Raw genomic sequence first — 21,434 nt, 5'->3', positions numbered from 1 at the left:
TTGCGGGCATTACAGAAAGTACCTTGAGCGTCTCAAGGCTTTCGGTAGCAGCAGGTTTGCTGTCAGATTTGGCCCGCGGCTAAATCAAAAAAACTTCAAACAAAGGCCCCGACAATTCAATTGCCGGGGCCTTTTTCATGCATCTGTAATGAAACCCACCTATTCCCCTATCCAAAATTGCACCCTATGGTGTTGCAACAATTCTTGGGGGGAACAAGATGACAGACGTTGCGTCCGCACCGGCGATACCGCCAAACACCTTATCCAAAAAAGCAACTGTAAGTTGGATGTTCTTTGATTGGGCAGCACAGCCCTTTCACACGGTTATTCTAACCTTCATTTTTGGCCCCTATTTCGCGCACCATATCGCGACCAGTGGCGCGCAAGCACAAACATCTTGGGCGTGGGCAGTCGCCATTGGCGGGATAATCATTGCACTGTTGGCTCCCATTCTTGGCGCAATATCTGACGCAACTGGCCCCCGAAAACCCTATATTGCCATCTTCTCGTTTCTGGCTATTGCTGGCGCGTTCTCGCTGTATTTCGCCACACCAGGAACCGAAAATGCGGTCATTATCGCGCTCATCGGCCTCGTGGTCGCCATGATTGGCTTTGAGTTTGCAGCCATTTTCAACAATGCCATGATGCCGGACCTTGTGTCCCGCGAAGAGCTTGGCGAACTATCAGGTAACGGCTGGGCACTCGGATATGTGGGCGGGGTAACCTCGCTAATATTCATCTTGGCATTTATGGCGACCAGTGACCCAGAAACGGGTAAAACCCTAATCGGCCTCAACCCGCTTTTTGGACTAGATGGCACCACCTATGAAGGTGACCGTGCATCCGGTCCATTTACGGCAATTTGGTATTTGATTTTTGTCACCCCCCTTTTCTTTTTTGTACCAGACGTCAAAAAGCGACAAGCAAGAAAGAGTGCGATTTCGCTTGGGTTGCACAAGCTTGCTGCAACAATCAAAACCTTGCCAGAACGCAAAAGCTATTTCGCATTTCTACTTTCCTCACTCTTCTATCGCGACGGGCTGAACGCGCTTTACGCCTTTGGCGGCATCTATGCGGCAGGTGTTCTGGGCCTAAGCGTTACTCAAGTCGGCATTTTTGGCATCATTGCCGCGCTTGCCGGCGCCATTGGCTCATTCATCGGCGGCAAAATGGACAAGAAATTCGGCCCCAAACCTGTGGTGGCCTTCTCTTGTCTTGTGCTGGTGCTCGCTTGCTTACTGGTTGTGTCCACAACCCAAACTTACATTCTCTTCGTCATTCCCGTTGATGCAAGCAGCGGCGCACCGCTTTTGACATTCTACTTCGCGGGCACCCTTATTGGAGCATTTGGCGGTTCGATCCAGGCCGCATCGCGCACCTTGCTGGTGCATCAAGTGCGCCATGAAGAGGTAACGGAGGCCTTTGGTCTTTACGCTTTCTCTGGCCGCGCAACGGCCTTTATCGGCCCCATTGCAGTGGCCCTTGCTACAGGTTGGTCCGGATCACAGCAGATCGGCATCTCGCCGATTGTGGTTTTGATGTTGTTGGGATTAATCGGCCTTTACTTCGTCAAACAAAAAGGGCCGGCGTAAAGCCGACCCTTCCCAAATTCAACTCAAGAGTATCAAACGATTAACCTTGCTTATTGTGCAACGCGATGCTGTCCAAGATAATCTGCTTGGCCACTTCAACGCCCTTAATGCCTTCAATTTTGGCCCATTTACCTGGCTCAAGGTCTTTATAGTGCGTAAAGAAATGTTCAACTTTTGCCACTTCAATTTCAGGCATATCTGAAATATCTTTGATTTTTTCATAGGATTTGGTGAGCTTTGAAATTGGCAGCGCCAACAGCTTCTCATCCATGCCACCGTCGTCTTCCATGATCAAAACACCAATTGGGCGACATTTGATCACCGCGCCAGGCATAATTGGGCGTGTATTCATCACCACAACATCCAAAGGATCGCCGTCGCCGCATAGCGTGTTGGGCACAAAACCATAATTGCCAGGGTAGCGCATTGGTGTGTGCAAGAAGCGATCAACAAAAATCGCACCGCTGTCTTTGTCAAATTCGTACTTGATCGGCTCGCCGCCAACCGGCACTTCAATCACAACATTGATTTCCTCTGGTGGGTTCTTGCCGGCACCAATTGCATTGAGATCCATCAATCTGCTCCCTTTGATGATCATATAACGAGATTTTGCCAGAACTAATGCCTAGCCCCTGCCATGATTGCAAGCCATAATGGGTCAAATGCGATAAATTGACCAAAATGGGAGGAAATCGATCATGCGCAAATCCACTATTGGGGCCTTTCTTGTTCAACTGACGTTCCTGTCGTTGTTCTGCTCTGGCGCATTTGCTGAGGAAAACAGCAGCGTCTACACAAAAATTGACCTCAATAATGATTGCTCAATCATCCACGCTGACGATTTTGGCGCCACTTTTGCCTGTCCGGGCTATCGTGGATATCCGGTGATGGTGGCAGAGGGCGATTTGCGCATGTTTGTCAGTTATGGACTCAATTCACTCAATGAACGTGCCGCAGAACAAACCCTATCCCCGTTCAACACTATTGGTGAAACCCTAGAATGGCGCTTGGCTAATCGCACAAAAGGCCTAACCCCCATCGCCACCATTCTAAGATATTTCACCGAAGATGGCATGGGCGACAAACAACAGTTTTTGATCGTGACAAAGGTGGAACAAGGCGCAACCTGCCAAGTGGCCCGCATCAATGCCTCAAAATACAAAGATGCCAACCAAATTGCCCGCGACCTAGCGGATAGTCTTGCTGAAACATTCGATTGCGCAAACGAACCCATCAATTGGGGTGAGTGAACGAAAAAGCCCGGGGCCAATGGCACCCGGGCTCAATCAACATTGTCGTCATCCGATGATTAGTGGCGGAAATGGCGCATGCCCGTGAAGATCATCGCAATGCCCGCTTCGTCCGCCGCTGCAATCACTTCATCATCACGAATTGAACCACCCGGCTGAATGACCGCTGTAGCGCCCGCATCAACTGCCGCAATCAACCCATCCGCAAAGGGGAAGAACGCGTCAGATGCTACAACAGAACCCTCGGTCAGTGCCCCTTTTTGCTTGATGGCTTTAGCCGCATCTTTTGACTTGCGGTGCGCAATATTGGACGAATCCACGCGCTTCATTTGTCCCGCGCCAATACCAACCGTTGCCCCATCTTTGGTGTAAATCACCGCGTTGGATTTAACGTGCTTGGCCACGATCGCTGCAACTTTAAGATCGGCTAGCTCCTGTGCGGTTGGCTGTCGCTTGGTCACCACGTTCAATTCACAGTCTGCAACATTTTTGTTGTCACGTGACTGAACCAACAAACCACCAGAAACAGACTTAACTGTTAGCCCATCAGCCTTAGTGTCGGTCAAACCACCGGTTAGTAGCAAACGTAGGTTCTTTTTGGTTTCAAAGACCGCTAGTGCTTGTGGTGTTGCGCTTGGCGCAATAATCACTTCGGTAAAGACCTTAATGATTTGCTCGGCAACATCCGCATCAATTTCTCGGTTTAGCGCAACAATGCCGCCAAAGGCAGAATCTTTGTCGCAACGCAAAGCCTTCTCGTAAGCTTCAACCAAGCTTTCACCAAGGCCCACCCCAGATGGGTTCGCATGCTTGATGATGGCAACAGCGGCCTGCTCGCTTGGGTCAAATTCACTGACCAACTCAAAAGCGGCGTCCGTGTCGTTGATATTGTTATAAGAAAGCGCCTTGCCTTGAATTTGCTCGGCAGTCGCAACCCCAACCCGGTCGGAACCATCTTTGTAAAAAGCCGCCCATTGATGAGGGTTTTCACCATAACGCATAACCTGATCCAGCTTGCCCGAAAAACTGCGATAAGGAATTTCGTCAAACTCTAGTGTTTCAGCAAACCATGTTGAAATAGCAGCATCGTAGGCCGCAGTGCGGGCATAGGCTTTAGCCGCGAAACGCTGGCGCGCTTTCAATGGCACTTCGCCATTTTGAGCCAATTCTTCAACCACTTTATCGTAATCATCCGGATCAACAATTACTGTAACCGCGGCGTGGTTTTTCGCCGCTGCACGTATCATGGCTGGGCCACCAATATCGATGTTTTCGATAATGGTGTCATAGTCGGCTCCAGACTTAACCGTTGCCACGAACGGATAAAGATTTGAAACCAGCAAATCAATGTTTGAGATTTGATGAATGCGCATAGCGCTTTTGTGGCTGTCACTATCGCGACGCCCCAACAAACCACCATGAATTTTGGGGTGTAAGGTCTTAACTCGACCATCCATGATTTCGGGAAACCCGGTGACCTCAGCCACATCAATGACGGGAATTTTTTCGTCCTCTAGCATCTTTTTGGTGCCACCAGTTGAGATCAACTCAACCCCATGGGCAACCAGATGACGGGCGAAATCGGCAAGGCCTGTTTTGTCGGAAACGGAAAGAAGGGCGCGTTTGATGGTCACGGCAAACTCATCTGTTGTTGGGTCCAATTCGCGCTAGCAGCGCTGAAGTCGCTTCGCTAGCACGATAATTTTCAAAAAGAAACCCGCTCTACAGTGCTTTTTCCACTCAACAATGGCCTTTAAGAGCGTGGCATGAATGTCCAAACAACTTCCTGATGCGCACTGATGCCGCCGCTCAACACAATTTGCTGAATGGGTTCAAGCCCCTTATGCGCAGAATAGCGCACGCTCTGCTCAATCATGGCCTGCGCCCCTTCCCAAATAAAAGCCCACGTTGCACCTGAGCGCAATTTCAGCTCTATCTGGTTCGCGCTCTCATCCATAACTGCCTGGACGCCAGGGCCTAGGTGAAACCGCAGCAAAAACTCATCTGGTGCGTGCTTATGGCTCATGTCACAAGAAATCACATCTTGGCCAAGCAGAGCGTCACCCTCCCGCGCCAAAACGTTCAAACTCCGCACGTGAGAAATGCCCGCAAGACGCTGATAGCCCTTATTGGTCAAATCAACGCTTTTCTCAGCCAGATCAATCTTGGGAACAATCCCTCGATTTGCCGCCATGTGCTGCCGAACAAGTTTTTCCGGTTTAAACGGAAAGGCTCCCCGATACTCAATTTCAAGGGTTGAATGAGACGCGGGCAACCGAAACAGTTGCGCATCTTCCCCCAAAGAAGCCGGACCCGGCCCACAATTGCTTACGATCAAGTCATTACGAAAGCTATATTCAAAGCTTGCCGCACCAGCAAATAGGTCAGCGCGAAAATCACCGCCCAGCTCCATGCCGCCATCCACGATCAATTTTGATTCAGCGCCCAGCAGTGCACCATATCCAGCATTAACCTCGCCGCCAGCGATCTCAAGGTTGTTATTGGCCCGCGATTGCACCGCCAGCAACATTTCATGGGGAACCGCACGCGCATTGTTGAAGAAAGATAGCTCACCCGTGGTGTGCATCAGCAGCGCCAAACTGTGATGCATCTTATCAAGCACGGCGGCAAACTTTTTGCCCCCTTCAGGAGAAATGGGCGTCACCGCATGGCGTACCGGGATCATTTCCAACAACAACAAGAATTGCATTTCACCATTACGGCTGCGGTGCATTCCTTTGTCATCGATTTGCCGGCTCAGCGACAAGATGGTGCGATCAAGCAGTCTTACAATTTCTTCTTTTGAAGACTGAAATGCAACTGCGGCCCCAAGCAATGCCACACGCATCAACAAACGCCGCGCCGGATCAGCTTCAAAATTGATCCGCACGCGCAAACATTGCACCTGCTCAACAAGACTGCGCAAAACATTCGCGCGCCTTGCCTCGTTCATCCCAAAGCACAATTGATCGAAATGCTTGATCCAATTCAGCACCCGCAGAGCGGTCAGCTTATTGTCCCAAACTCGTTTGGAAAAATGGCCGTAACGCGAAACCCAATCCATGGCGAGCGTGCCCGCGAACTTTTTTGAGCCTTCGTCTTGCACCGCAGAGAAATGCCGCAGCCACGTAAAACTGTGCAGTTCGTCAAACCAACGCGCACTTGCATAATCAACTGCAAAAGGGGTGGTGCCACCGGTATCGACCAAACGTTGGGCCAACAAATATTGGCCAATCATCATGTCGGCCACATTATAGGCATCGGCCGGGCGGATTTCCAAAAGCTTATGCTTCACGTCGCCCTTTTCAGGTGCGGCCCAAGCCCAACGAAATGCCGGGCTGGTGATCAGCCCGTCTGCAATGGCCCCTAATGTACGACGCAAAAATGGTCCGCCTGACACGTATAACGTTCCTTAAGTCTTGAGATGAAGATAGCACGCGCGCAATCGATTCTCACTTAGTGAAAACCATTGCAACCACTTTTTATTTTGTGCGTTGCAACCTTGCCGCAAAGAAGCCGTCCATACCCGAACCCTTTTGGGGTGTTGCCATACTGGGGAGCGTGCGCAAAAACCCGCCCTCAAGGATCGGTTCTGCCCAGTTTTCCAACTCTTCTTTCAAAACGGGCACCACTTCGAAGTCCCCATGTTTGTGCAAGAAGGCTTTGATTTGGCCTTCACCTTCTTCAGGTTCCAAAGAACATGTGCAAAACACCAATTGACCGCCAACGCCCACCAATTTAGCGGCATTCTTCAACATTTCATGCTGCAATTGCGCGCGCTGCTTGATGTCTTTTTCACGTCGGTGCCACAAAACTTCGGGGTGGCGACGATAAGTGCCCGTTGCACTACATGGCGCATCCAACACCACCAAATCATATAGCTGTTCTGTAGAAAGATTGGTCGCATCCGCCTCAATCAATTTGGCTTTAAGCCCCAGTCGGTCAAGATTTTCCTTGACCCGCTCAAGCCGCTTACCGTCCAAATCAACTGCGGTAACTTCAGCACCAGTGACCGCAAGCTGAGCAGTTTTACCGCCCGGTGCGGCACATATATCCAATACTTTTTGACCCGATTTCGGCTTGGCCAAATGCACAGGCAAGGTCGCAGCTAAGTCCTGCACCCACCAGCGCCCTTCAGCGTAACCTGGCAAGTCTTCAACCGAGACGTCACGGTCTTCAAGACGATGACTTTGCCCGAGATTTTTCACCGCGCCCATTTTTTCAAACAAGACGGTTTGATCTTCTGTTGGCTTGCCCGTCAAATCCAACGGCACTGGTGCCAAAAGCGCTTCGATCATCCCAAGCGCGGCCTCTTCACCAAAATGCTTTTCCCAGCGCGCAAACACCCAAGCGGGCACCAAGTCTTTTGGATTAAGATCTTCAACCGCAAACCCACGCTGCACATTGCGCAAAGCCGCATTGGCCAATTTCGCAAACCGACCTGCGCGTCGATCTTTTTTGATCACTTCAACCGCCAAATGAATGGCTGAATGCTCGCCCATATCGGGCAAAAACAACAATTGCGCAATGCCGATGCGCAGTGCCGCTTCAAATAGGCCCGCCCGTTTCGGCATGCCTTTTTCCAGCACTGAATTTAGAATTTGGCTCAATTGCCCATGTCGCCGCAAGCTTACGGTCACCAACTTATTGGCCAGAGCCCTATCGCGCGGATCAGCGATCTCGCGGACAGAAAAGGGCACAAATGGTGCACCAGTCAAAACAGTTTGCAACCTTTGTGCGGCCGAACGCCGGATATCAAACCCAGTGGCTTGCGAATGTCTACTCATGCAATTTCCTAGAACAGCTTAGCCCCAAGGGCCTTTGGGCTGGTTTTTATCAGAAACGTGGCTATTTGGTGTCCGCCACCCGCCTCGTGTCGATTGAGGGGAATGCAAAACACGTCCAATTTCGCCTTGTTGGCGCTCTTCTACCTGCATTTGCTTAGACAATTCAAGCAAAGCTGCAATTCGGTTTTCGACATTTGGATGGGTGGAGAACATATTATCCGCCCCACGCCCAGCTAAAGGGTTGATAATAAACAGATGCGCCATGCCCGGTGAGCGTCGGGCAAACGGGTTTTCAAAGTTCTTCGCCAACTTGGATATCTTGCCCAGCGCTCTGGCCAAAGCCAAAGGATCACCACAAATCATGGCCCCATCTTTGTCCGCCTCATATTCCCGGGTGCGGCTAACCGCCATTTGCACCATCAAAGCTGCCATCGGCGCAACAATAATCATCACGATCGAAGCAACGGGTCCAAGCGGACTATTGGTGTTTCGCGCACCAAAAAACAGACCGAATTGCGCTAACATGGAAATGGCCCCTGCAAAGGTAGCCGTTACAGTCATCGTCAGCGTATCGCGAGAACGAATATGCGCCAATTCATGGGCAATCACCGCGCCAATTTCATCATATTCCAAATGGCTCAAAAGCCCGGTGGAAACAGCAACCGCTGCATTCTCAGGATTTCGACCTGTTGCAAAAGCATTGGGTTGTTTGTTGTCCATGAGATAGAGTTTAGGCATTGGAATACCTGCGCGCAGAGAAAGGCGCTCAACCAGTTCAAACAAGTCCGGGCTGTCACGCCAGCCCAGTTCACGCGCCCGCTGCATGCGCAAAACCATCTTATCTGAGTTCCAATAGGCAATCAGATTGGTAATAAGCGCCAGCGCCAACGCAAAAAACATCCCAAAGCTACCCGCAACAACAAACCCAACCGCCATAAACAGTCCGGTCATCACCGCCAGCAAAAATGTTGTTCTTATTGCATTGAACATGCAAAACTCCTATTTCACACTCAGTGATATAGATGGTATTCAACTATGGCCCTGACAAGGGTCAAATTAAGGCAGCATCGCAAACCCAAAGGCGACCGTACAATGGCCAAAACAGACCCAAACGCCAAGCGCCCCGATCCCAAGATCGCCCAGCAGGCACTTGAAGAGGCCAAGGCCCGCCGCGCACAAATTGATAAAGTGTCTGAAACCGCACCACGCGAAATCAACGGTAAAAAAGGCCCCGATCCCGCCCGCTATGGCGACTGGGAAAACAAAGGCATTGCGTCAGACTTTTGACCGGCACAAAGAAAAACCGCCCCAGCGAACCGGAGCGGCATATTCTTTTGTTTCGATAATTGCTTTGGCTTTATGCCAAAAGCCCAATCACAACGCCTTGCACAATCATCACGCCCAACAAATAGCCCCCATCAATTAGGGTGAGCGATTTTTTCTGTCCCTGGTAGGCATGGTTTAAGATCATGCCCGTCATCAAAAAGCCAAACCACATATGTGCGCCAACCACCACTGCGTCCAAAATTTGGATATCGGCAGCGCTTGTGTCCATAATTGCGCGGGTTAGCAAAAGTAAAAAATAGGCCATCACCAATTGGCAAATGCCCGCAATGATAAACGGCATGGATGAGTTTTTGCCCTCAGGCATCAGCTCTTCGCGGGTTTTACCCAAAGCCGCCATCCACTGGTTACCAAGGATTGAGTACCACCCCATGCCCAGCGCCATGCTGGCCACCGTGGCCAGCACAACGGCCAACCAATTAATATCTGCAAAGTGCGACATGTCCCCAAAATCTCCCTCTTGTCATTTGCAAATGATGGATCGCAAATTCTTGCGATCACCATTCAATTATGGCGTGACGCCACCCATCTTGCAAATGATCTGCCATTCTTTGGCCGTAACAGGCTGAACCGACAAACGAGAGTTATTGACCAAGACCATATCACCCAATTCCGGGTGCGCCTTAATGTCATCAAGCGTGATGGGGGTTTCAAACGGTTTCACCGCTTCAATATCAACGCACTCCCAGCGCTCATCATCAGTTTTACTGTCTGGATGAGCCTCTGCGGCAACCCGCACGATACCAACGATGCGTTTTTCTTTGATAGAATGATAAAAGAAACCAAGCTCGCCAACTTTCATTTCGCGCATATTGTTGCGCGCCTGATAGTTGCGCACCCCATCCCATTCTTCTGGAGCGCCTTTTTTAACCTGATCGTCCCAGCCCCAAGTGTTCGGCTCGCTCTTAAACAACCAATAGGCCATTAGCTATCCGCCTTTTCTGGGGCGTTCACCGCCCACATCCATTCGGTCACGCCAACAGATTCAAATACCCCTTGGGTCACATATGGATCAGCTTCCGCATAGGTGCGCGCTGCAACAATTGTCGGCGCTTCAATAATGATCAAGCTGCCAGTTGGGTTGCCATTTTCATCCAAATAAGGCCCAGCCAATTTCAAATCAGCCCCCAGATCACCCCAATACGACAAATGCGCCGCCCGCGTTTCCTTACGCTTTTCCAATGCATCGGGCCGATCGCGCCCAGAAATCACAAAATACATTTTTATGTACCCTCATCTCGAATCATTGCCCAACATTACCCCATACGCCTAGCTTCGCCAGCCTTCTTGGCTGGCTTTCTTTCAAAATGAAACTCGAACCGACAAGTTCGCCCACCTCGGCCCAAAGTAGTTGGCCGAGAAAAGACAATTCCTGAATTCTAATCACCTTTTATCGGGTCAATCCAAACCGCATCCCATGCGCAAAAAATTGCGGTAAGGTGGGGAAGTCCATGCCGCTTGAAATAAGAGAAATACGCACATTTCGTTACAATGCTGACAAAACTTGTTTCATCGACTTCTTCTTCAAATTCAAAACTTTTCCCATAAAGCGTTTGGGTTTTGCGCCGGGTTTCATTTTCAATCATTTGCCGCTTATCGCGACAGAGCTTTAGAGTAAGCCACATGATCAACTTCGTAGTTTTTGATCCCGGTTGCATAAGTGCAAACGTCAGCTTCTCGACGGCCGACCGTTTACTAGTGCCAGCCAACAATAGAATTTCATAATAGGCATGAACCGCGGCACAAATCAGCAAATGCCCTTGACTTTGGCGGTCACAAATATGCTGTTTGTCTGTCGCAACAATCTCGAGAATGCGTGACTGCGCCCACAAAACGTCGGGTTTTGAGAGTTTCCCAAGATAACGAGGTAGAGAGGTTAGAATGTAAAAATCCTGCCATTCCAAAGGAAAGGGCAATGCGGTTTGAAGCTCGCGCTTAAACATGGTGGTTCTTCCACTGGGCAAAAAATCGCAGCCCACACTCACCTGCCAAGGAAAGTGCGCGATTTCTCGGGGTCAATATGACCCAAGAACCTCCCCCTCCATCTGCCACCATTTATCCAGTGCCAGCACCCTAAGCTAACTCAAAACTCATTCAGAACGCAATGGCCGTGCCATCAATTTTGACACCAAGACATCAATTGTCACTTTGCCGTCAAGCAATGCGTTGACCGCACCGATAATGGGCACATCGACGCCATTTTGGTGGGCGAGTTTAAAGCCCACGGGGGTGGAAAACACCCCTTCAGCAAGTTTGGCACCGCTATCTAGAATCTGCTGCACTGTTTCGCCAGCGCCCAAGCGATAGCCAAACTCATAATTGCGCGATTCTCTGGCGGTGCAGCTCATGGTGAGGTCACCCAAACCGGCAAGACCGTTCAACGTTGCCGCTGATCCGCCAAGCGCTTCAACCAAGCGCCCCATTTCAGCAAACCCACGTGCAATCAATGACGAGCGGGCAGAAAACCCAAGGTTCGCGCCTTCAACCGCACCAGCGCCCAGCGCATAAATATTTTTGAGCGCCCCTGCCAATTCAACACCAACCAAATCATCGCTTGAATAAGGCCTAAAGGTGGGTCCTGCCAACAGGTCAACAATTTGACGGGCCTGTTCTAAACTTGGTCCTGCCAGTGTGACGGCAGTGGGTTTTGATTGTGCAACGTCAATCGCAAAGCTTGGGCCAGACAATGAAAATGGCACAGCATTTGGCACAAGTTCCGCCACAATCTCGCTTTGGCGTTTTAGCGTGCCTTGCTCTAATCCTTTGGCGCAAAGAACGACGTTTTTGCCTGCTAGTTTTTCAACACCAATGTCCATCAGCACCTGTCGGCTGGCTTGAGCGGGCACCACCAACAATATGGTTTGCGCATGTTCAATGCCTGCATAACCAACTTGTGCTGTTACCTTTTGGTCGACTTTCGCCAAGGTAGGGAACTGTGGGTTCGCTCGGGTGTGGTTGATGGTATCGGCAACTTCTTGATCGCGCCCGCACAGTGTTACGGTGCATCCACCAATAGCTGCAGCGTGCGCCAGTGCAACGCCCCACGCACCACCACCGACAACAAAGATTGCATTATCCATGCGCATCACCCAACCCCATATCATCACTATCCAACGGCCAACGCGGGCGCGCAGCAAAATTTGATTTGTCCACTTGACCACGCACCAACCGCTCAGCCCCCGCCCAAGCAATCATGGCCCCATTATCGGTGCATAAATTCATGGGCGGCACAATCAACTCTGCATCATATTGCCCAGCAACCTTGTGCAGAGCATCGCCAATTTCTTGGTTTGCGGCAACCCCGCCGGCTACCACCAAACGGATCGGCTCGCCCGGCAGCTCATCAGCAAATCGTTCTAACGCTTGCCCGCAACGTTTTTGCAAAACCGCAACAACGGCAGATTGAAAACCAGCGCAAATATCTGCCACATCCTTGTCAGACAAGGGCGCAGCCGCTTCTGCAGCCAAACGAACCGCAGTTTTTAAACCCGAGAATGAAAAATCTAAACGCTTTTCCTTGAGCAAAGGGCGCGGAAATTTAAACCGTTTTGCATCGCCCTTTTTAGCCCATTCTTCAACCTTTGGTCCGCCCGGAAACCCCAAGTTGAGCATTTTGGCCACCTTGTCGAACGCTTCCCCCAGCGCATCATCAATTGTGGTGCCCCAGCGTTCGTAATTACCCACATCACGCACCAACACAAATTGGCTATGCCCACCAGACACCAACAAAAGCAAAAACGGAAATGGCACATTGTTCGTCAATCGCGCTGTCAGAGCATGGCCCTCAAGGTGATTAACCGCAATAAGTGGCTTATGAATGGCTTTGGCAATGGCCTTGGCCGTCGTTAGCCCCACCAAGACGCCGCCGATCAAACCCGGCCCGGCAGTGGCCGCCACCCCATCAATGTCTTTATAGCCCAAATCAGCCGCGTCAAGCGCTTGTGCGACGATATGATCCAACCATTGCACATGGGATCGGGCGGCAATTTCAGGTACCACACCACCAAATGCTTTGTGTTCATCTAGCTGGGTGCGCACGATATTGGACAGAACGTGCCCGGTGCCATCCCCATTGCGCGCAACAATAGCCGCTGCGGTTTCATCGCAGCTGGTTTCAATGCCAAGAATGATGGTACGTGCTTGCGACATAGACCGTCTTTGGTTAAGCCCTATAGTGACAATTCGCTATTGCCTACATCAAGTGGAAAGCCCATTGCAAACAAATCAAACAACTAAACCATTTTTGCGCATCGGCACGCGTGGCTCATTGCTCGCGCTCGCCCAAGCAAAACTCGTACAATCCAAGCTCGCAAAATTCAACGGGGTGGACGCCAAAGACATCCATATTGAAGTGATCAAAACCTCTGGCGACATCATTCAAGACCGCCCCCTGTCAGAAGTTGGCGGCAAAGGCTTATTCACCAAAGAAATCGAAGTGGCCTTGCTGGAAAACCGCATCGATATTGGCGTTCACTCGTCAAAAGATGTGGCAACGCAATTGCCTGATGGATTGGGCATGTTTGCGTTTTTACAACGTGAAGATGTGCGCGACGCCTTTGTTTCGCTCAATTATAAATCGGTTGATGATTTACCTGAAGGTGCGACTTTTGGCACATCCTCTTTGCGCCGGGCCGCGCAAATGTTGCGCCATAGACCTGACCTTAAAATTGTTGAATTTCGCGGCAACGTACAAACCCGGATGAAAAAGCTAGAGGACGGTGTCGCCGACGCCACCCTTTTGGCCTATGCAGGCCTACGCCGGTTGGGTCAAACCCATATCGCGAGGCAAATGATAGACCCGAATGTCTTTATGCCAGCCCCCGCTCAAGGGGCAATTGGCATAGAAGCGCGCCAAGATGATACCCGCACACGCGACCTGATCGCGCTGCTTAATCATTCAGGCACCGCCGCAGCGCTTGTAGCCGAACGTCATTTTCTGCACGGCTTAGATGGGTCTTGCCGCACCCCAATTGGCGCTTACACAGAAATTGATGGCAACGACATGAAGGTGATCGGGCAAGTTCTTTCACTTGATGGCACCACCGCCTTTGAAGGCGAGGTTACGGGCCATGTTGCGGATTGCGAAGAAATCGGTCAGCATCTTGCGCAGATCTTGCGTGAGCAAGCAGGCGAAAAGTTCTTTGAAAGCTTTGAGGTACGATAATGAGCGGTAAAACCCTATTGGTTACGCGTCCCTTCCCCGGAGGGCAAAAAACAGTAGCCTCCTTGATGGATTTGGGGCATCAGCCAATGGCCGCGCCGCTTTTTTCCAAACGTATTCTACCATTTGACGTGCCCTCACCGCACAATATGGTTGCCACCATCTTCACATCGCCCAATGCGGTCAAAGCTGTTTTGTCCGCGGAGTTAGAGATTGGCCATCAACTACTGCCCTGCTTCACAGTAGGCGACACCACCGCGCAAGTGGCAGAAAACAACGGCTTTCACAACGTCATAAACGCCAAAGGCAACGCCCAAGATCTGATTGCGATGATCAAGAAAATGGGACTCGGCGGCCCCTATTTCTACCCTTGTGCGATTGATCGCAAACCAGACATTGAAGAGGCCTTTTTTGGCACTGAGTTTATGGTGCAAATGACGCCTGTCTATGAAATGATTGCCGTTAAATCTCTATCCAACCCAGTGATCAAGCGATTACAAGAAAACCGCATTGATGCCGTCCTTCTTTATTCGCAGCGCGCTGCCTCACATTTTGCCAAATTGTGTGTCGATAACAATATCGATATTTCAACGTTGAATTTCATCTGCCTGTCGCCATCTATTTGGCACACATTGCAAACAGCAGGCGCACAATCAGGCTATGTGGCACAGGATCCCAATGAAAACGCACTTTTTACCCAAATTGACATTTTGTCTGATGGCAAATCAGCCTAACTAAGCTTAAAATAGTTCCGTTCCCAAATTTGCGGCACGAAGGGATAATATTTATGGCAGACGATACAAAAAAAGGGCCCGTTAAGCCCCCAATTATTGATGCAAAACCGGCCCCTAAGGCCGAAGGTGCAAAAGCTGCATCCGCAACGTCTCCACAAAAACCCGCTGCCCCCAAACCAACGCCTAATAACTTTGGGAATCAAACCAAACCCGACCAAACCAATTCTGGCAGTAAAAAAACAGCAACAGCGGAACAAACTGACAAACCAAAATCCGGCCTCACTTTTAGCACACTGATCATTGCTACGCTTTTGGGCGCCGGTCTTGGCACAGGCGCCACCAGTTTTATGGCATTAAATGGCATTGCGCCTTTTCAAAAAAGCATATCAACCAGCCAATTCAACGCGGCAATGGAAACCCTGCAAAAACGCGTTTTCGATTTAGAAAACGCGCCACAGACAGATCTGAGCGGTTTTGTCACAAGCGCCCAATTGGATGGCTTTGCAAGCAGCGACGCACTTACTGGCGTAAACGCACAAATCAGCACAATTGCAGACAAAGTCGCTGCACTGGAAATAGTGCTTAAGGCCGTCGACCAAAACCAAATCTCAACGACTGAGCCACTGGTTAATTCTGAACAAATTGCCCAAATCCAAAGTGAGATTGAAGGGTTAAAATCCTCAATTCTCGAGCTGTCGCCGGACAATACAAAAGCCCTTGAAGCGCAATTGGAACAAAACCAAAAGTTGGTGAGCGCTATTGCGCAAATTTCAAGTCTTGGGGAAGTTCAATCCACCAATGTCGCAGCGGTTGCCGGGTTAGGCCAACAGCTCGCCGACTTGTCGCAAACAGTGAATGGGCTGGCCGAGCAAATAAATGCAGAACCGGCGCCGGTTGAGTTGCCCGCCACAGCCAATCTGCCACTGTTACTTGATGCATGGGAAAAAGCCCTCAATGCGGGTGATGCCTACGCCGACTATGTAACAAGCGCAGCGGCAATTCTGCCTGACCTCGTCCTCTCAGACGTTCTAAGCAAGAGCGCCCAATCTGGTGTGACCACAACTTCGGCCCTAAATAGTGATTTTGCAGCCGCCATTCCAGCTTTTGTGGCAAGCGACGCAGACCTGCCCGCCGATGCCACGTGGTATGATCGATTTATCGCACAAGCAAAATCCGCCATTGGCCTGCGGCCACTTGATCAATCTGGCAATGATCCCTTAGCCGTCGTGGCGCAAATCGAAGCCGCCTTGGCCAACAACAACCTAAAGGCTGCACAACTGGCATATGCGCGTTTGCCCCAAGAATGGCAAGACATGTCCGCCGATTTTGCCAGCAAGCTTGCCGCCAAAAACGACGCCATTGCTCAGCTCGATCAAGCCCAAAAACTGGCCCTTGATCTGGCAACAACCCATCAAGGAGCCGCTCAATGATCCGTATGTTCTTGGTTGTTGCCCTATCCCTTTTCATCGCCCTTGGGGCAAGTTGGATCATTGGCCTGCCCGGCGATGTCACCATTGAAGCTTTTGGCTATCAAATGCGGCCCGGTCTTGGGTTGACGGTCTTTGGCCTTATTCTGTTGATGCTTTTGACCATTTTCATTTGGGCAATCTTGCGCCGTATTTTTGGCATCCCCGCACTTTTCTCCCGCGCGGCAGCCAACCGCAAACACAATCGCGGTGTTGAAGCCCTTTCAAATGCGATCATTGCCCTGCAAACTGGTGACCCGGCCCGCGCCAAACAATTGGCCCGTGAAGCACGGGTTAAGCTGGGTAACAATAGCGCCGCGCAACTTCTTGAAGCCCAGGCCAGCGTAAAATTGGGCAATTGGAGCGATGCACGCGATCAATACCGCGAAATGATTGCCAACCCAGATACCGCAGTTGCCGCTCTTTCGGGCCTTTATGAGCAAGCAAAACAACAAGACCGCCCAGACGCCGCGCTTAAATTCGCGCAAAAGGCAATAAGCCTTGCGCCAAAACTTGATTGGGCAAATGATGCGGTTTTTCATGATTTTGCCAAAAATGAACAGTTTGAAGCAGCGCTTGAACATCTAACCAACATGCCCTCTGGCCGTGCTGATCGTGCAAAAATAAAACGTTTGGACGGCATTTTGCGCACAGCCATTGCCAAGCAAAATGAGGAAACCGATCCCGACAGAGCCATTCAACTTGCAAATGAAGCGCTAAAACGCATCCCTGAATTTGTGCCGGCCGCTTTGATCGCCGCCCGCATTCTCATTAACCGGGGTGAAGTGCGCAAAGCTTCTGGCCTATTGCGCCGCGTTTGGCGGGCTGACCCGCATCCCCATGTGGCCTTGCTTTACGCCAACGCACAGCCCGGTGCCTCAGCCGTTGAACGCCTCAAACGCACCAAAAGCCTTGTGGCAGAAACCACCAATAATCTGCCAGCTCAAGTTGTTTTGGCAACCATGGCCATTGCAGCTCACGAATGGGATTTAGCCCGCGCCGCATTGCAACCCTTCATCGATCGAAACCCGACCCAATCGATCTGCGCCCTCATGGCCCAAATTGAACAGGGTCAAACCGGCGACCAAGGCAAAGCCCGGGCTTGGCTGGGCCGTGCGATCACAGCAACACCTGATATGACTTGGATTGCAGATGGCATTAGCTCAAACGAATGGGAAGCCACATCGCCGCTAACCGGCAAATTGGACGCCTTTGAGTGGAAAGCCCCACAACGGGCGATGGCCAAAACGCCCCCTGCCAAAACATCGCCAACCAAACCCATCGCAAAACAAAGCGTTGAGCAGCTAGCATCTAGCGCCGACAAAGTCGCAAGTGAGCAACAAGTGGCCAAGGGTGGTGCATAAGGGCGGCTGCCCCGGACCCGAGCCTAGTTAGAATTACCAAATTGGCAGAATCGACAACCTTGGTTATGTTCGGCACCAATATTTTATTTAGGTAGTTTTATGCGGTTTTATCCTCTTTTTCTTGGCACATTTTTCTTTTCGTGTCTGCTCGTCACCGTGCCAACCTATTATGACTATGTGGTCACGAAGCAAATCTTTGCTGGGGAGTGTGGCAGGCCAATTGAAGATTATACCTGTTTTCAAGACGAGCTAGATCCCAACGGATCATGCAAAGCAGCAGACCCTGAATTTGATCGTGCTGAACGCTCGCTTGTTCGGGTGTTTATCGCGTCGCCTGAAATCGTCCAACAAGCAACCTGCTCCCTAGACCAAATCAACGTCATTCGATATTTGACCGACCTACCGGGGAAAATTCAGCTACGCGGCAATCAACTCGATATCTCGTGGAGCATGCTCAAGGAACGCAATTTCCTGTTCGCTGATCGTTTGTTGTGGTCACAGGCCGGCTATGTGTTCAAAGACGCCTTTGTTAAATATAACGAGCGCCGCGACCTCTTTCTCAGCTACACTCAGCCCGAGGAACAAGAAGGCCAGTTAGGCCTAGATGTTGCCACCGTTCTATTCCATGAAATGGCGCTCAAAATCGAACAGGATTTTCTATCAGGCGACCACGCTCGGTGCGAACCCGTTCGCACAACACATAATTCAGACTGCATTTCCCCTGTGCGGCAAAGCCATGGAGCAAGCGCATGGAACATGGACACTGATCCCTTCAATGCCTTCACAAAGCCATACGATATTTGCGACTCGTCCAAACAGTTTGCGCAGAGTTTTTCCGCCTATCTAATGCGCGAGCATCTGGGCCTGGCTTACAAAGTCTACCTAGACGACAACCTTTTGCTCGACCAAGAACTATTGCTCAATGCAAAACAATTCCAGCCAAAACTAAAAACCGTTAAAGCGCTGCTTAGCTACGATGTTTCAACCCCTGAAGGGCGCGCAAAACTCATGGCCGACCATAAAACGTGTGCGGGTGCGTTTGGAGCAGACTAGACATTTTCCATGAAGCATAAGCACTTTCTCTTCGGCCTTCTGACCGTCGTGGTTCTAACCTGTATCGCGCTATTTCCTTCGTACCTCAGCAAAGGGGCGACGGCGTACCAAGTGAGTTGCGGTATGTTGCTCCGCGACAAGCTTTGTTTTCTGGATCAAAACAACGTCGCTGAATGCGGTTTAAAGGAGTCCAAATTTGACGTTCTTGAGGACAGAATTGCAAGCGTCTTTGAACATGCACCCAACCAGGTAAAGGACAAAATGTGTGCTATCGGTGCGTTTGTTGTTGCGTATCCGATCAACGGAATCGAACCGTGGATGGGGGCGTTTTCCAACAACGAAGTCATCGGCATCAACTTGGCACTCTGGCAAAACATATCAATCCCATATGAATTGTATGAACACGATGCGATCACCAGTTATTTGGGTGCAGATCAATATGAAACGCTTACAGATGCCAGTAAGGTAGAACTTGAATTCAGTTCAAAAAGCGAATTCGTTGTCGGGTTGAACTACAGCCTCGCAAAAATGATCTTCCACGAAGTCGGGCATTTGGTGGAAGCCGATTTGACAGAACCGGCGTTTCATTGCTTGCTTGATCCAGCATCGACAAAAAGCTTGCCTCTCAGCACAACAAAAGGCGATCACTATTGCTTCAGGCTTTTGCCGCCAAAACGCGATCATTCGTTGATAGAAATGCTTGGCGATTCAAGTTTTATTTCTTACTATGCAACATGCACAGCGGCAGAGGATTTCGCCGAAACTTACGCCGCCTACCTAATGGTTGAGCATTTGGGACGCGACTTCACCGTCGCCTTTGGCGACCAAACGATCTATGCCTCCGCTCAGCATTTGCGGTCCAAACAACTTGAAGGCAAAGTTGATACCATCAAGGCAATACTCAATTTCGGCGAGTTGACAGATGCCAAGAAGCGCCAAATGGCCAAAGCGCATGAAAACTGTTTTGGTCGCTTTACACCCTGAATCAGGACAAAAAACACGAGTTAGTTCGCAGCACGCAATTCAATGGCTTTAAGGGCGCGAGAAATTCCTCGCAATTGAAATTGGGTTTCTGTCCACCCATCGTGCAACACACGCAATCTATTGCCCGCTTTCATCGTTTCAATGAGCCGCGCAGCCAGCGCATGGTCGACAATTGAAAAGCTTTGAGAAACATTGTAGCCCTCGGGACTTCCGGCCTGCCAGTCATTTTCGCTCAGTTGAAACACCACCCCGTCAATCGAAAGGACCATTGGCCCTTTTGGGACGTCGGGCAGTTTTGTCGAAAAAATCTCTAGGTTATAGACCCAATCATCATTCGCACCGGGTCTTTGTTGTATCGCCAAGCGCGAGTTACCAAAAAAACCATCCTGTGTTTCAGCACGATCACCATCAACGGCTGGCCCAAAACCATATTGTACAACCCGACAACGTTTAAACTGAGCCCCGTCACAAACCGCCAAAAAGTCCCCAAAATAGGCGCGCATTTCCCCGAATGGATGTAAAAACCAACGCCCATCAACAGAACCAGCAATGGCAACGCTTGGCACTAGTCCAATTGCGACAACAACAACGATAAGTGTTCGATGTAAAATGCCCATGCTCATTCCCCTAGTTCAAACTTGATGGGCCATTAGCACTTAATATCTGGGCGAATTTGTGGTTCGCGATTAAAGGCCAGAAGGAAGTTGCGGCGGATCAAGTTTTTCCAAATCAAGAACGGCAACCCTTTGAAGAAATCAACAACGGAACCTTTTCCGCCGTCTCGCAATGTCTTGATCGCAATATCAGGGCGCACAGGTCTAAAATAGCTCTTCACATTAGCGGGTTTTCCTGCAAGCAACTGCGAAAGCGCACGGCCCGTCGCGTCTGGATTATTCCAATATGCTCGAAAAACAATGCAGCCATTCTTGTTAATGATAAACACCGCATTAGGATAAGAACCATAGGCACCATGTACCGTGCCTTCAAAATCATCGACTAAAACGCGCCGTCTTTCTCCATCATTGACCAAGCGATTTGCGCACTCCTTTTTGTCATCAATGTTTTGGTGTGCACCGATGTTTTTGCCCGGATGGGCTTCGCGAACATAAAGCACAGAGAAATCAACATGCGGGTGTTTTTCAATCAGGCCAGACATGGTTTCTCGACGGCCTTGAAACAGTGGACATGTGATCGAGCCCATTTCTAACACCAAAAAATCGCCCTTAAAGTCAAGTAAGTTAACTTTGTGCCCATTTGCATTCTCAAGTGTAAAATCAGGAGCTTTCGTGCCCAACCTTGGCCCAAAGAACTGATCCAAATTATAGTCGCCAGTTGAAAATTCGGCATAGTTGTAATCAGACATCATTACTCTCCTTTGTCTCCTTAGTCAGCAAATTCTGCGTCATCTTGCTCAGCAACATCACAAGAATTCGCTGCTCTTCTTCGCTTAGACCGCTGTGGGCCGCTTCAATTAACGTGCCAGCGATAGGCACCAGTTTGGCTTGCAACCCTCGCCCTTTTTCTGTCAGCAGAACCTGTAAACGGCGGCGGTCGGATGGGTCTTGCATGCGCGCCACCAATCCCTTTTTTTCCATGCCATCCAGAAACCGCGTGATCGTTGTGCGATCCCGGATAGTTGCGTCGGCGATCTCACTAGGTGCAAGGCCGTCTTTGCGCCAGAGCAGCAATAATATGGCCC

Annotated in this window: 23 protein-coding genes; 9 read left to right on the top strand and 14 right to left on the bottom strand. The window is 50.3% G+C overall.

What is annotated here, in order from left to right:
• The first annotated feature begins 218 nt into the window (after positions 1-218).
• A complete protein-coding gene (locus Q0231_RS09030) occupies positions 219-1,592 on the top strand; it encodes an MFS transporter (RefSeq protein ID WP_299347252.1) in 1,374 nt (457 codons plus the stop codon).
• A gap of 40 nt (positions 1,593-1,632) precedes the next feature.
• On the opposite strand, the gene ppa is transcribed toward Q0231_RS09030, so the two are convergent.
• Complete coding sequence (gene ppa, locus Q0231_RS09025; RefSeq protein WP_269393550.1) at positions 1,633-2,166, bottom strand: inorganic diphosphatase; 534 nt, start codon at positions 2,164-2,166, stop codon at positions 1,633-1,635.
• A 124-nt stretch (positions 2,167-2,290) separates the two neighbouring features.
• Between ppa and Q0231_RS09020 the strand changes: the two genes are divergently transcribed.
• Positions 2,291-2,842 carry a hypothetical protein gene (locus Q0231_RS09020; protein ID WP_269393549.1) on the top strand — a complete coding sequence of 184 codons (552 nt, stop codon included), beginning with the start codon at positions 2,291-2,293 and terminating at the stop codon, positions 2,840-2,842.
• Positions 2,843-2,901: 59 nt separating this feature from the next.
• Here the strand turns inward: Q0231_RS09020 and purH are convergent, their stop codons facing one another.
• The 4 genes from purH to htpX form a co-directional block, all read right to left on the bottom strand.
• Positions 2,902-4,503 carry a bifunctional phosphoribosylaminoimidazolecarboxamide formyltransferase/IMP cyclohydrolase gene (gene purH / locus Q0231_RS09015; protein ID WP_299347251.1) on the bottom strand — a complete coding sequence of 534 codons (1,602 nt, stop codon included), beginning with the start codon at positions 4,501-4,503 and terminating at the stop codon, positions 2,902-2,904.
• 92 nt (positions 4,504-4,595) lie between these two features.
• The gene (locus Q0231_RS09010) at positions 4,596-6,224 is read right to left on the bottom strand and encodes a heparinase II/III family protein (RefSeq protein WP_299347250.1); all 1,629 of its coding nucleotides are present in this window, start codon (positions 6,222-6,224) and stop codon (positions 4,596-4,598) included.
• A 100-nt stretch (positions 6,225-6,324) separates the two neighbouring features.
• Complete coding sequence (locus Q0231_RS09005) at positions 6,325-7,629, bottom strand: RsmB/NOP family class I SAM-dependent RNA methyltransferase (RefSeq protein WP_299347249.1); 1,305 nt, start codon at positions 7,627-7,629, stop codon at positions 6,325-6,327.
• Positions 7,630-7,647: 18 nt separating this feature from the next.
• Positions 7,648-8,619, bottom strand: coding sequence for a zinc metalloprotease HtpX (gene htpX / locus Q0231_RS09000; RefSeq protein WP_269393545.1), 972 nt, complete (start codon positions 8,617-8,619; stop codon positions 7,648-7,650).
• Between the two features lie 102 nt (positions 8,620-8,721).
• Here htpX and Q0231_RS08995 point away from each other — a divergent pair, with 102 nt between their 5' ends.
• The gene (locus Q0231_RS08995; RefSeq protein ID WP_269393544.1) at positions 8,722-8,916 is read left to right on the top strand and encodes a DUF1674 domain-containing protein; all 195 of its coding nucleotides are present in this window, start codon (positions 8,722-8,724) and stop codon (positions 8,914-8,916) included.
• Between the two features lie 70 nt (positions 8,917-8,986).
• On the opposite strand, the gene Q0231_RS08990 is transcribed toward Q0231_RS08995, so the two are convergent.
• The 6 genes from Q0231_RS08990 to tsaD form a co-directional block, all read right to left on the bottom strand.
• Positions 8,987-9,415 carry a DUF1761 domain-containing protein gene (locus Q0231_RS08990; protein ID WP_299347247.1) on the bottom strand — a complete coding sequence of 143 codons (429 nt, stop codon included), beginning with the start codon at positions 9,413-9,415 and terminating at the stop codon, positions 8,987-8,989.
• Positions 9,416-9,481: 66 nt separating this feature from the next.
• Positions 9,482-9,898: an EVE domain-containing protein gene (locus Q0231_RS08985; protein WP_299347246.1), complete on the bottom strand. Its 417-nt coding sequence runs from the start codon at positions 9,896-9,898 to the stop codon at positions 9,482-9,484.
• Positions 9,898-10,194, bottom strand: coding sequence for a YciI family protein (locus tag Q0231_RS08980; protein ID WP_269393541.1), 297 nt, complete (start codon positions 10,192-10,194; stop codon positions 9,898-9,900). Before Q0231_RS08980 ends, Q0231_RS08985 begins: the two co-directional genes overlap by 1 nt.
• Positions 10,195-10,352: 158 nt before the next feature.
• On the bottom strand, positions 10,353-10,916 hold the full coding sequence (locus tag Q0231_RS08975) for an L-2-amino-thiazoline-4-carboxylic acid hydrolase (RefSeq protein WP_299347245.1): 564 nt from the start codon (positions 10,914-10,916) through the stop codon (positions 10,353-10,355).
• Between the two features lie 147 nt (positions 10,917-11,063).
• A complete protein-coding gene (locus Q0231_RS08970) occupies positions 11,064-12,053 on the bottom strand; it encodes an NAD(P)H-dependent glycerol-3-phosphate dehydrogenase (RefSeq protein WP_299347244.1) in 990 nt (329 codons plus the stop codon).
• Positions 12,046-13,122: a tRNA (adenosine(37)-N6)-threonylcarbamoyltransferase complex transferase subunit TsaD gene (gene tsaD / locus Q0231_RS08965; RefSeq protein WP_299347243.1), complete on the bottom strand. Its 1,077-nt coding sequence runs from the start codon at positions 13,120-13,122 to the stop codon at positions 12,046-12,048. The genes Q0231_RS08970 and tsaD overlap by 8 nt, the downstream gene beginning before the upstream one ends.
• A gap of 64 nt (positions 13,123-13,186) precedes the next feature.
• Between tsaD and hemC the strand changes: the two genes are divergently transcribed.
• From hemC to Q0231_RS08935, 6 genes are all read left to right on the top strand, one after another.
• Entirely contained in the window at positions 13,187-14,137 is a 951-nt protein-coding gene (gene hemC / locus Q0231_RS08960; protein ID WP_299347242.1) for a hydroxymethylbilane synthase, read from the top strand.
• The gene (locus Q0231_RS08955) at positions 14,137-14,868 is read left to right on the top strand and encodes a uroporphyrinogen-III synthase (RefSeq protein WP_269393537.1); all 732 of its coding nucleotides are present in this window, start codon (positions 14,137-14,139) and stop codon (positions 14,866-14,868) included. The genes hemC and Q0231_RS08955 overlap by 1 nt, the downstream gene beginning before the upstream one ends.
• A 53-nt stretch (positions 14,869-14,921) precedes the next feature.
• Positions 14,922-16,298 (top strand): hypothetical protein, encoded by a 1,377-nt coding sequence (locus Q0231_RS08950; RefSeq protein ID WP_299347239.1) that lies wholly within the window; start codon positions 14,922-14,924, stop codon positions 16,296-16,298.
• Positions 16,295-17,698, top strand: coding sequence for a heme biosynthesis HemY N-terminal domain-containing protein (locus tag Q0231_RS08945; protein ID WP_299347238.1), 1,404 nt, complete (start codon positions 16,295-16,297; stop codon positions 17,696-17,698). Before Q0231_RS08950 ends, Q0231_RS08945 begins: the two co-directional genes overlap by 4 nt.
• A 99-nt stretch (positions 17,699-17,797) precedes the next feature.
• Positions 17,798-18,751, top strand: coding sequence for a hypothetical protein (locus tag Q0231_RS08940; RefSeq protein ID WP_299347237.1), 954 nt, complete (start codon positions 17,798-17,800; stop codon positions 18,749-18,751).
• 261 nt (positions 18,752-19,012) lie between these two features.
• The gene (locus Q0231_RS08935) at positions 19,013-19,735 is read left to right on the top strand and encodes a hypothetical protein (RefSeq protein WP_299347236.1); all 723 of its coding nucleotides are present in this window, start codon (positions 19,013-19,015) and stop codon (positions 19,733-19,735) included.
• 20 nt (positions 19,736-19,755) lie between these two features.
• On the opposite strand, the gene Q0231_RS08930 is transcribed toward Q0231_RS08935, so the two are convergent.
• The 3 genes from Q0231_RS08930 to Q0231_RS08920 form a co-directional block, all read right to left on the bottom strand.
• Positions 19,756-20,352, bottom strand: a complete 597-nt coding sequence (locus Q0231_RS08930) for a hypothetical protein (RefSeq protein WP_269393532.1) — start codon at positions 20,350-20,352, stop codon at positions 19,756-19,758.
• A gap of 32 nt (positions 20,353-20,384) precedes the next feature.
• Complete coding sequence (locus Q0231_RS08925) at positions 20,385-21,098, bottom strand: deiodinase-like protein (protein WP_299347235.1); 714 nt, start codon at positions 21,096-21,098, stop codon at positions 20,385-20,387.
• A partial coding sequence (locus Q0231_RS08920) for a MarR family transcriptional regulator (RefSeq protein WP_299347234.1) occupies positions 21,091-21,434 on the bottom strand: 344 nt, incomplete at its 5' end. The genes Q0231_RS08920 and Q0231_RS08925, both read right to left, overlap by 8 nt.

This window comes from uncultured Maritalea sp., assembly GCF_937139385.1.
GTDB classification, from domain to species: Bacteria; Pseudomonadota; Alphaproteobacteria; order Rhizobiales; family Devosiaceae; genus Maritalea; species Maritalea porphyrae_A.
The sequence above is the reverse complement of the archived record's forward strand: the minus strand, read 5'-3'. Positions and strand labels throughout refer to the sequence as shown.

Coding starts and splice junctions, on each gene's coding strand:
- htpX (WP_269393545.1), bottom strand. CDS start 8,619: ATGTTCAATGCAATAAGAACAACATTTTTGCTGGCGGTGATGACCGGA.
- Q0231_RS08945 (WP_299347238.1), top strand. CDS start 16,295: ATGATCCGTATGTTCTTGGTTGTTGCCCTATCCCTTTTCATCGCCCTT.
- Q0231_RS08990 (WP_299347247.1), bottom strand. CDS start 9,415: ATGTCGCACTTTGCAGATATTAATTGGTTGGCCGTTGTGCTGGCCACG.
- Q0231_RS08940 (WP_299347237.1), top strand. CDS start 17,798: ATGCGGTTTTATCCTCTTTTTCTTGGCACATTTTTCTTTTCGTGTCTG.
- Q0231_RS08980 (WP_269393541.1), bottom strand. CDS start 10,194: ATGTATTTTGTGATTTCTGGGCGCGATCGGCCCGATGCATTGGAAAAG.
- Q0231_RS08995 (WP_269393544.1), top strand. CDS start 8,722: ATGGCCAAAACAGACCCAAACGCCAAGCGCCCCGATCCCAAGATCGCC.
- Q0231_RS08925 (WP_299347235.1), bottom strand. CDS start 21,098: ATGTCTGATTACAACTATGCCGAATTTTCAACTGGCGACTATAATTTG.
- tsaD (WP_299347243.1), bottom strand. CDS start 13,122: ATGTCGCAAGCACGTACCATCATTCTTGGCATTGAAACCAGCTGCGAT.
- ppa (WP_269393550.1), bottom strand. CDS start 2,166: ATGGATCTCAATGCAATTGGTGCCGGCAAGAACCCACCAGAGGAAATC.
- Q0231_RS08970 (WP_299347244.1), bottom strand. CDS start 12,053: ATGGATAATGCAATCTTTGTTGTCGGTGGTGGTGCGTGGGGCGTTGCA.
- Q0231_RS08930 (WP_269393532.1), bottom strand. CDS start 20,352: ATGGGCATTTTACATCGAACACTTATCGTTGTTGTTGTCGCAATTGGA.
- Q0231_RS09030 (WP_299347252.1), top strand. CDS start 219: ATGACAGACGTTGCGTCCGCACCGGCGATACCGCCAAACACCTTATCC.
- Q0231_RS08950 (WP_299347239.1), top strand. CDS start 14,922: ATGGCAGACGATACAAAAAAAGGGCCCGTTAAGCCCCCAATTATTGAT.
- Q0231_RS08975 (WP_299347245.1), bottom strand. CDS start 10,916: ATGTTTAAGCGCGAGCTTCAAACCGCATTGCCCTTTCCTTTGGAATGG.
- Q0231_RS09020 (WP_269393549.1), top strand. CDS start 2,291: ATGCGCAAATCCACTATTGGGGCCTTTCTTGTTCAACTGACGTTCCTG.
- Q0231_RS08935 (WP_299347236.1), top strand. CDS start 19,013: ATGTGTGCTATCGGTGCGTTTGTTGTTGCGTATCCGATCAACGGAATC.
- Q0231_RS08955 (WP_269393537.1), top strand. CDS start 14,137: ATGAGCGGTAAAACCCTATTGGTTACGCGTCCCTTCCCCGGAGGGCAA.
- Q0231_RS09005 (WP_299347249.1), bottom strand. CDS start 7,629: ATGAGTAGACATTCGCAAGCCACTGGGTTTGATATCCGGCGTTCGGCC.
- Q0231_RS08985 (WP_299347246.1), bottom strand. CDS start 9,898: ATGGCCTATTGGTTGTTTAAGAGCGAGCCGAACACTTGGGGCTGGGAC.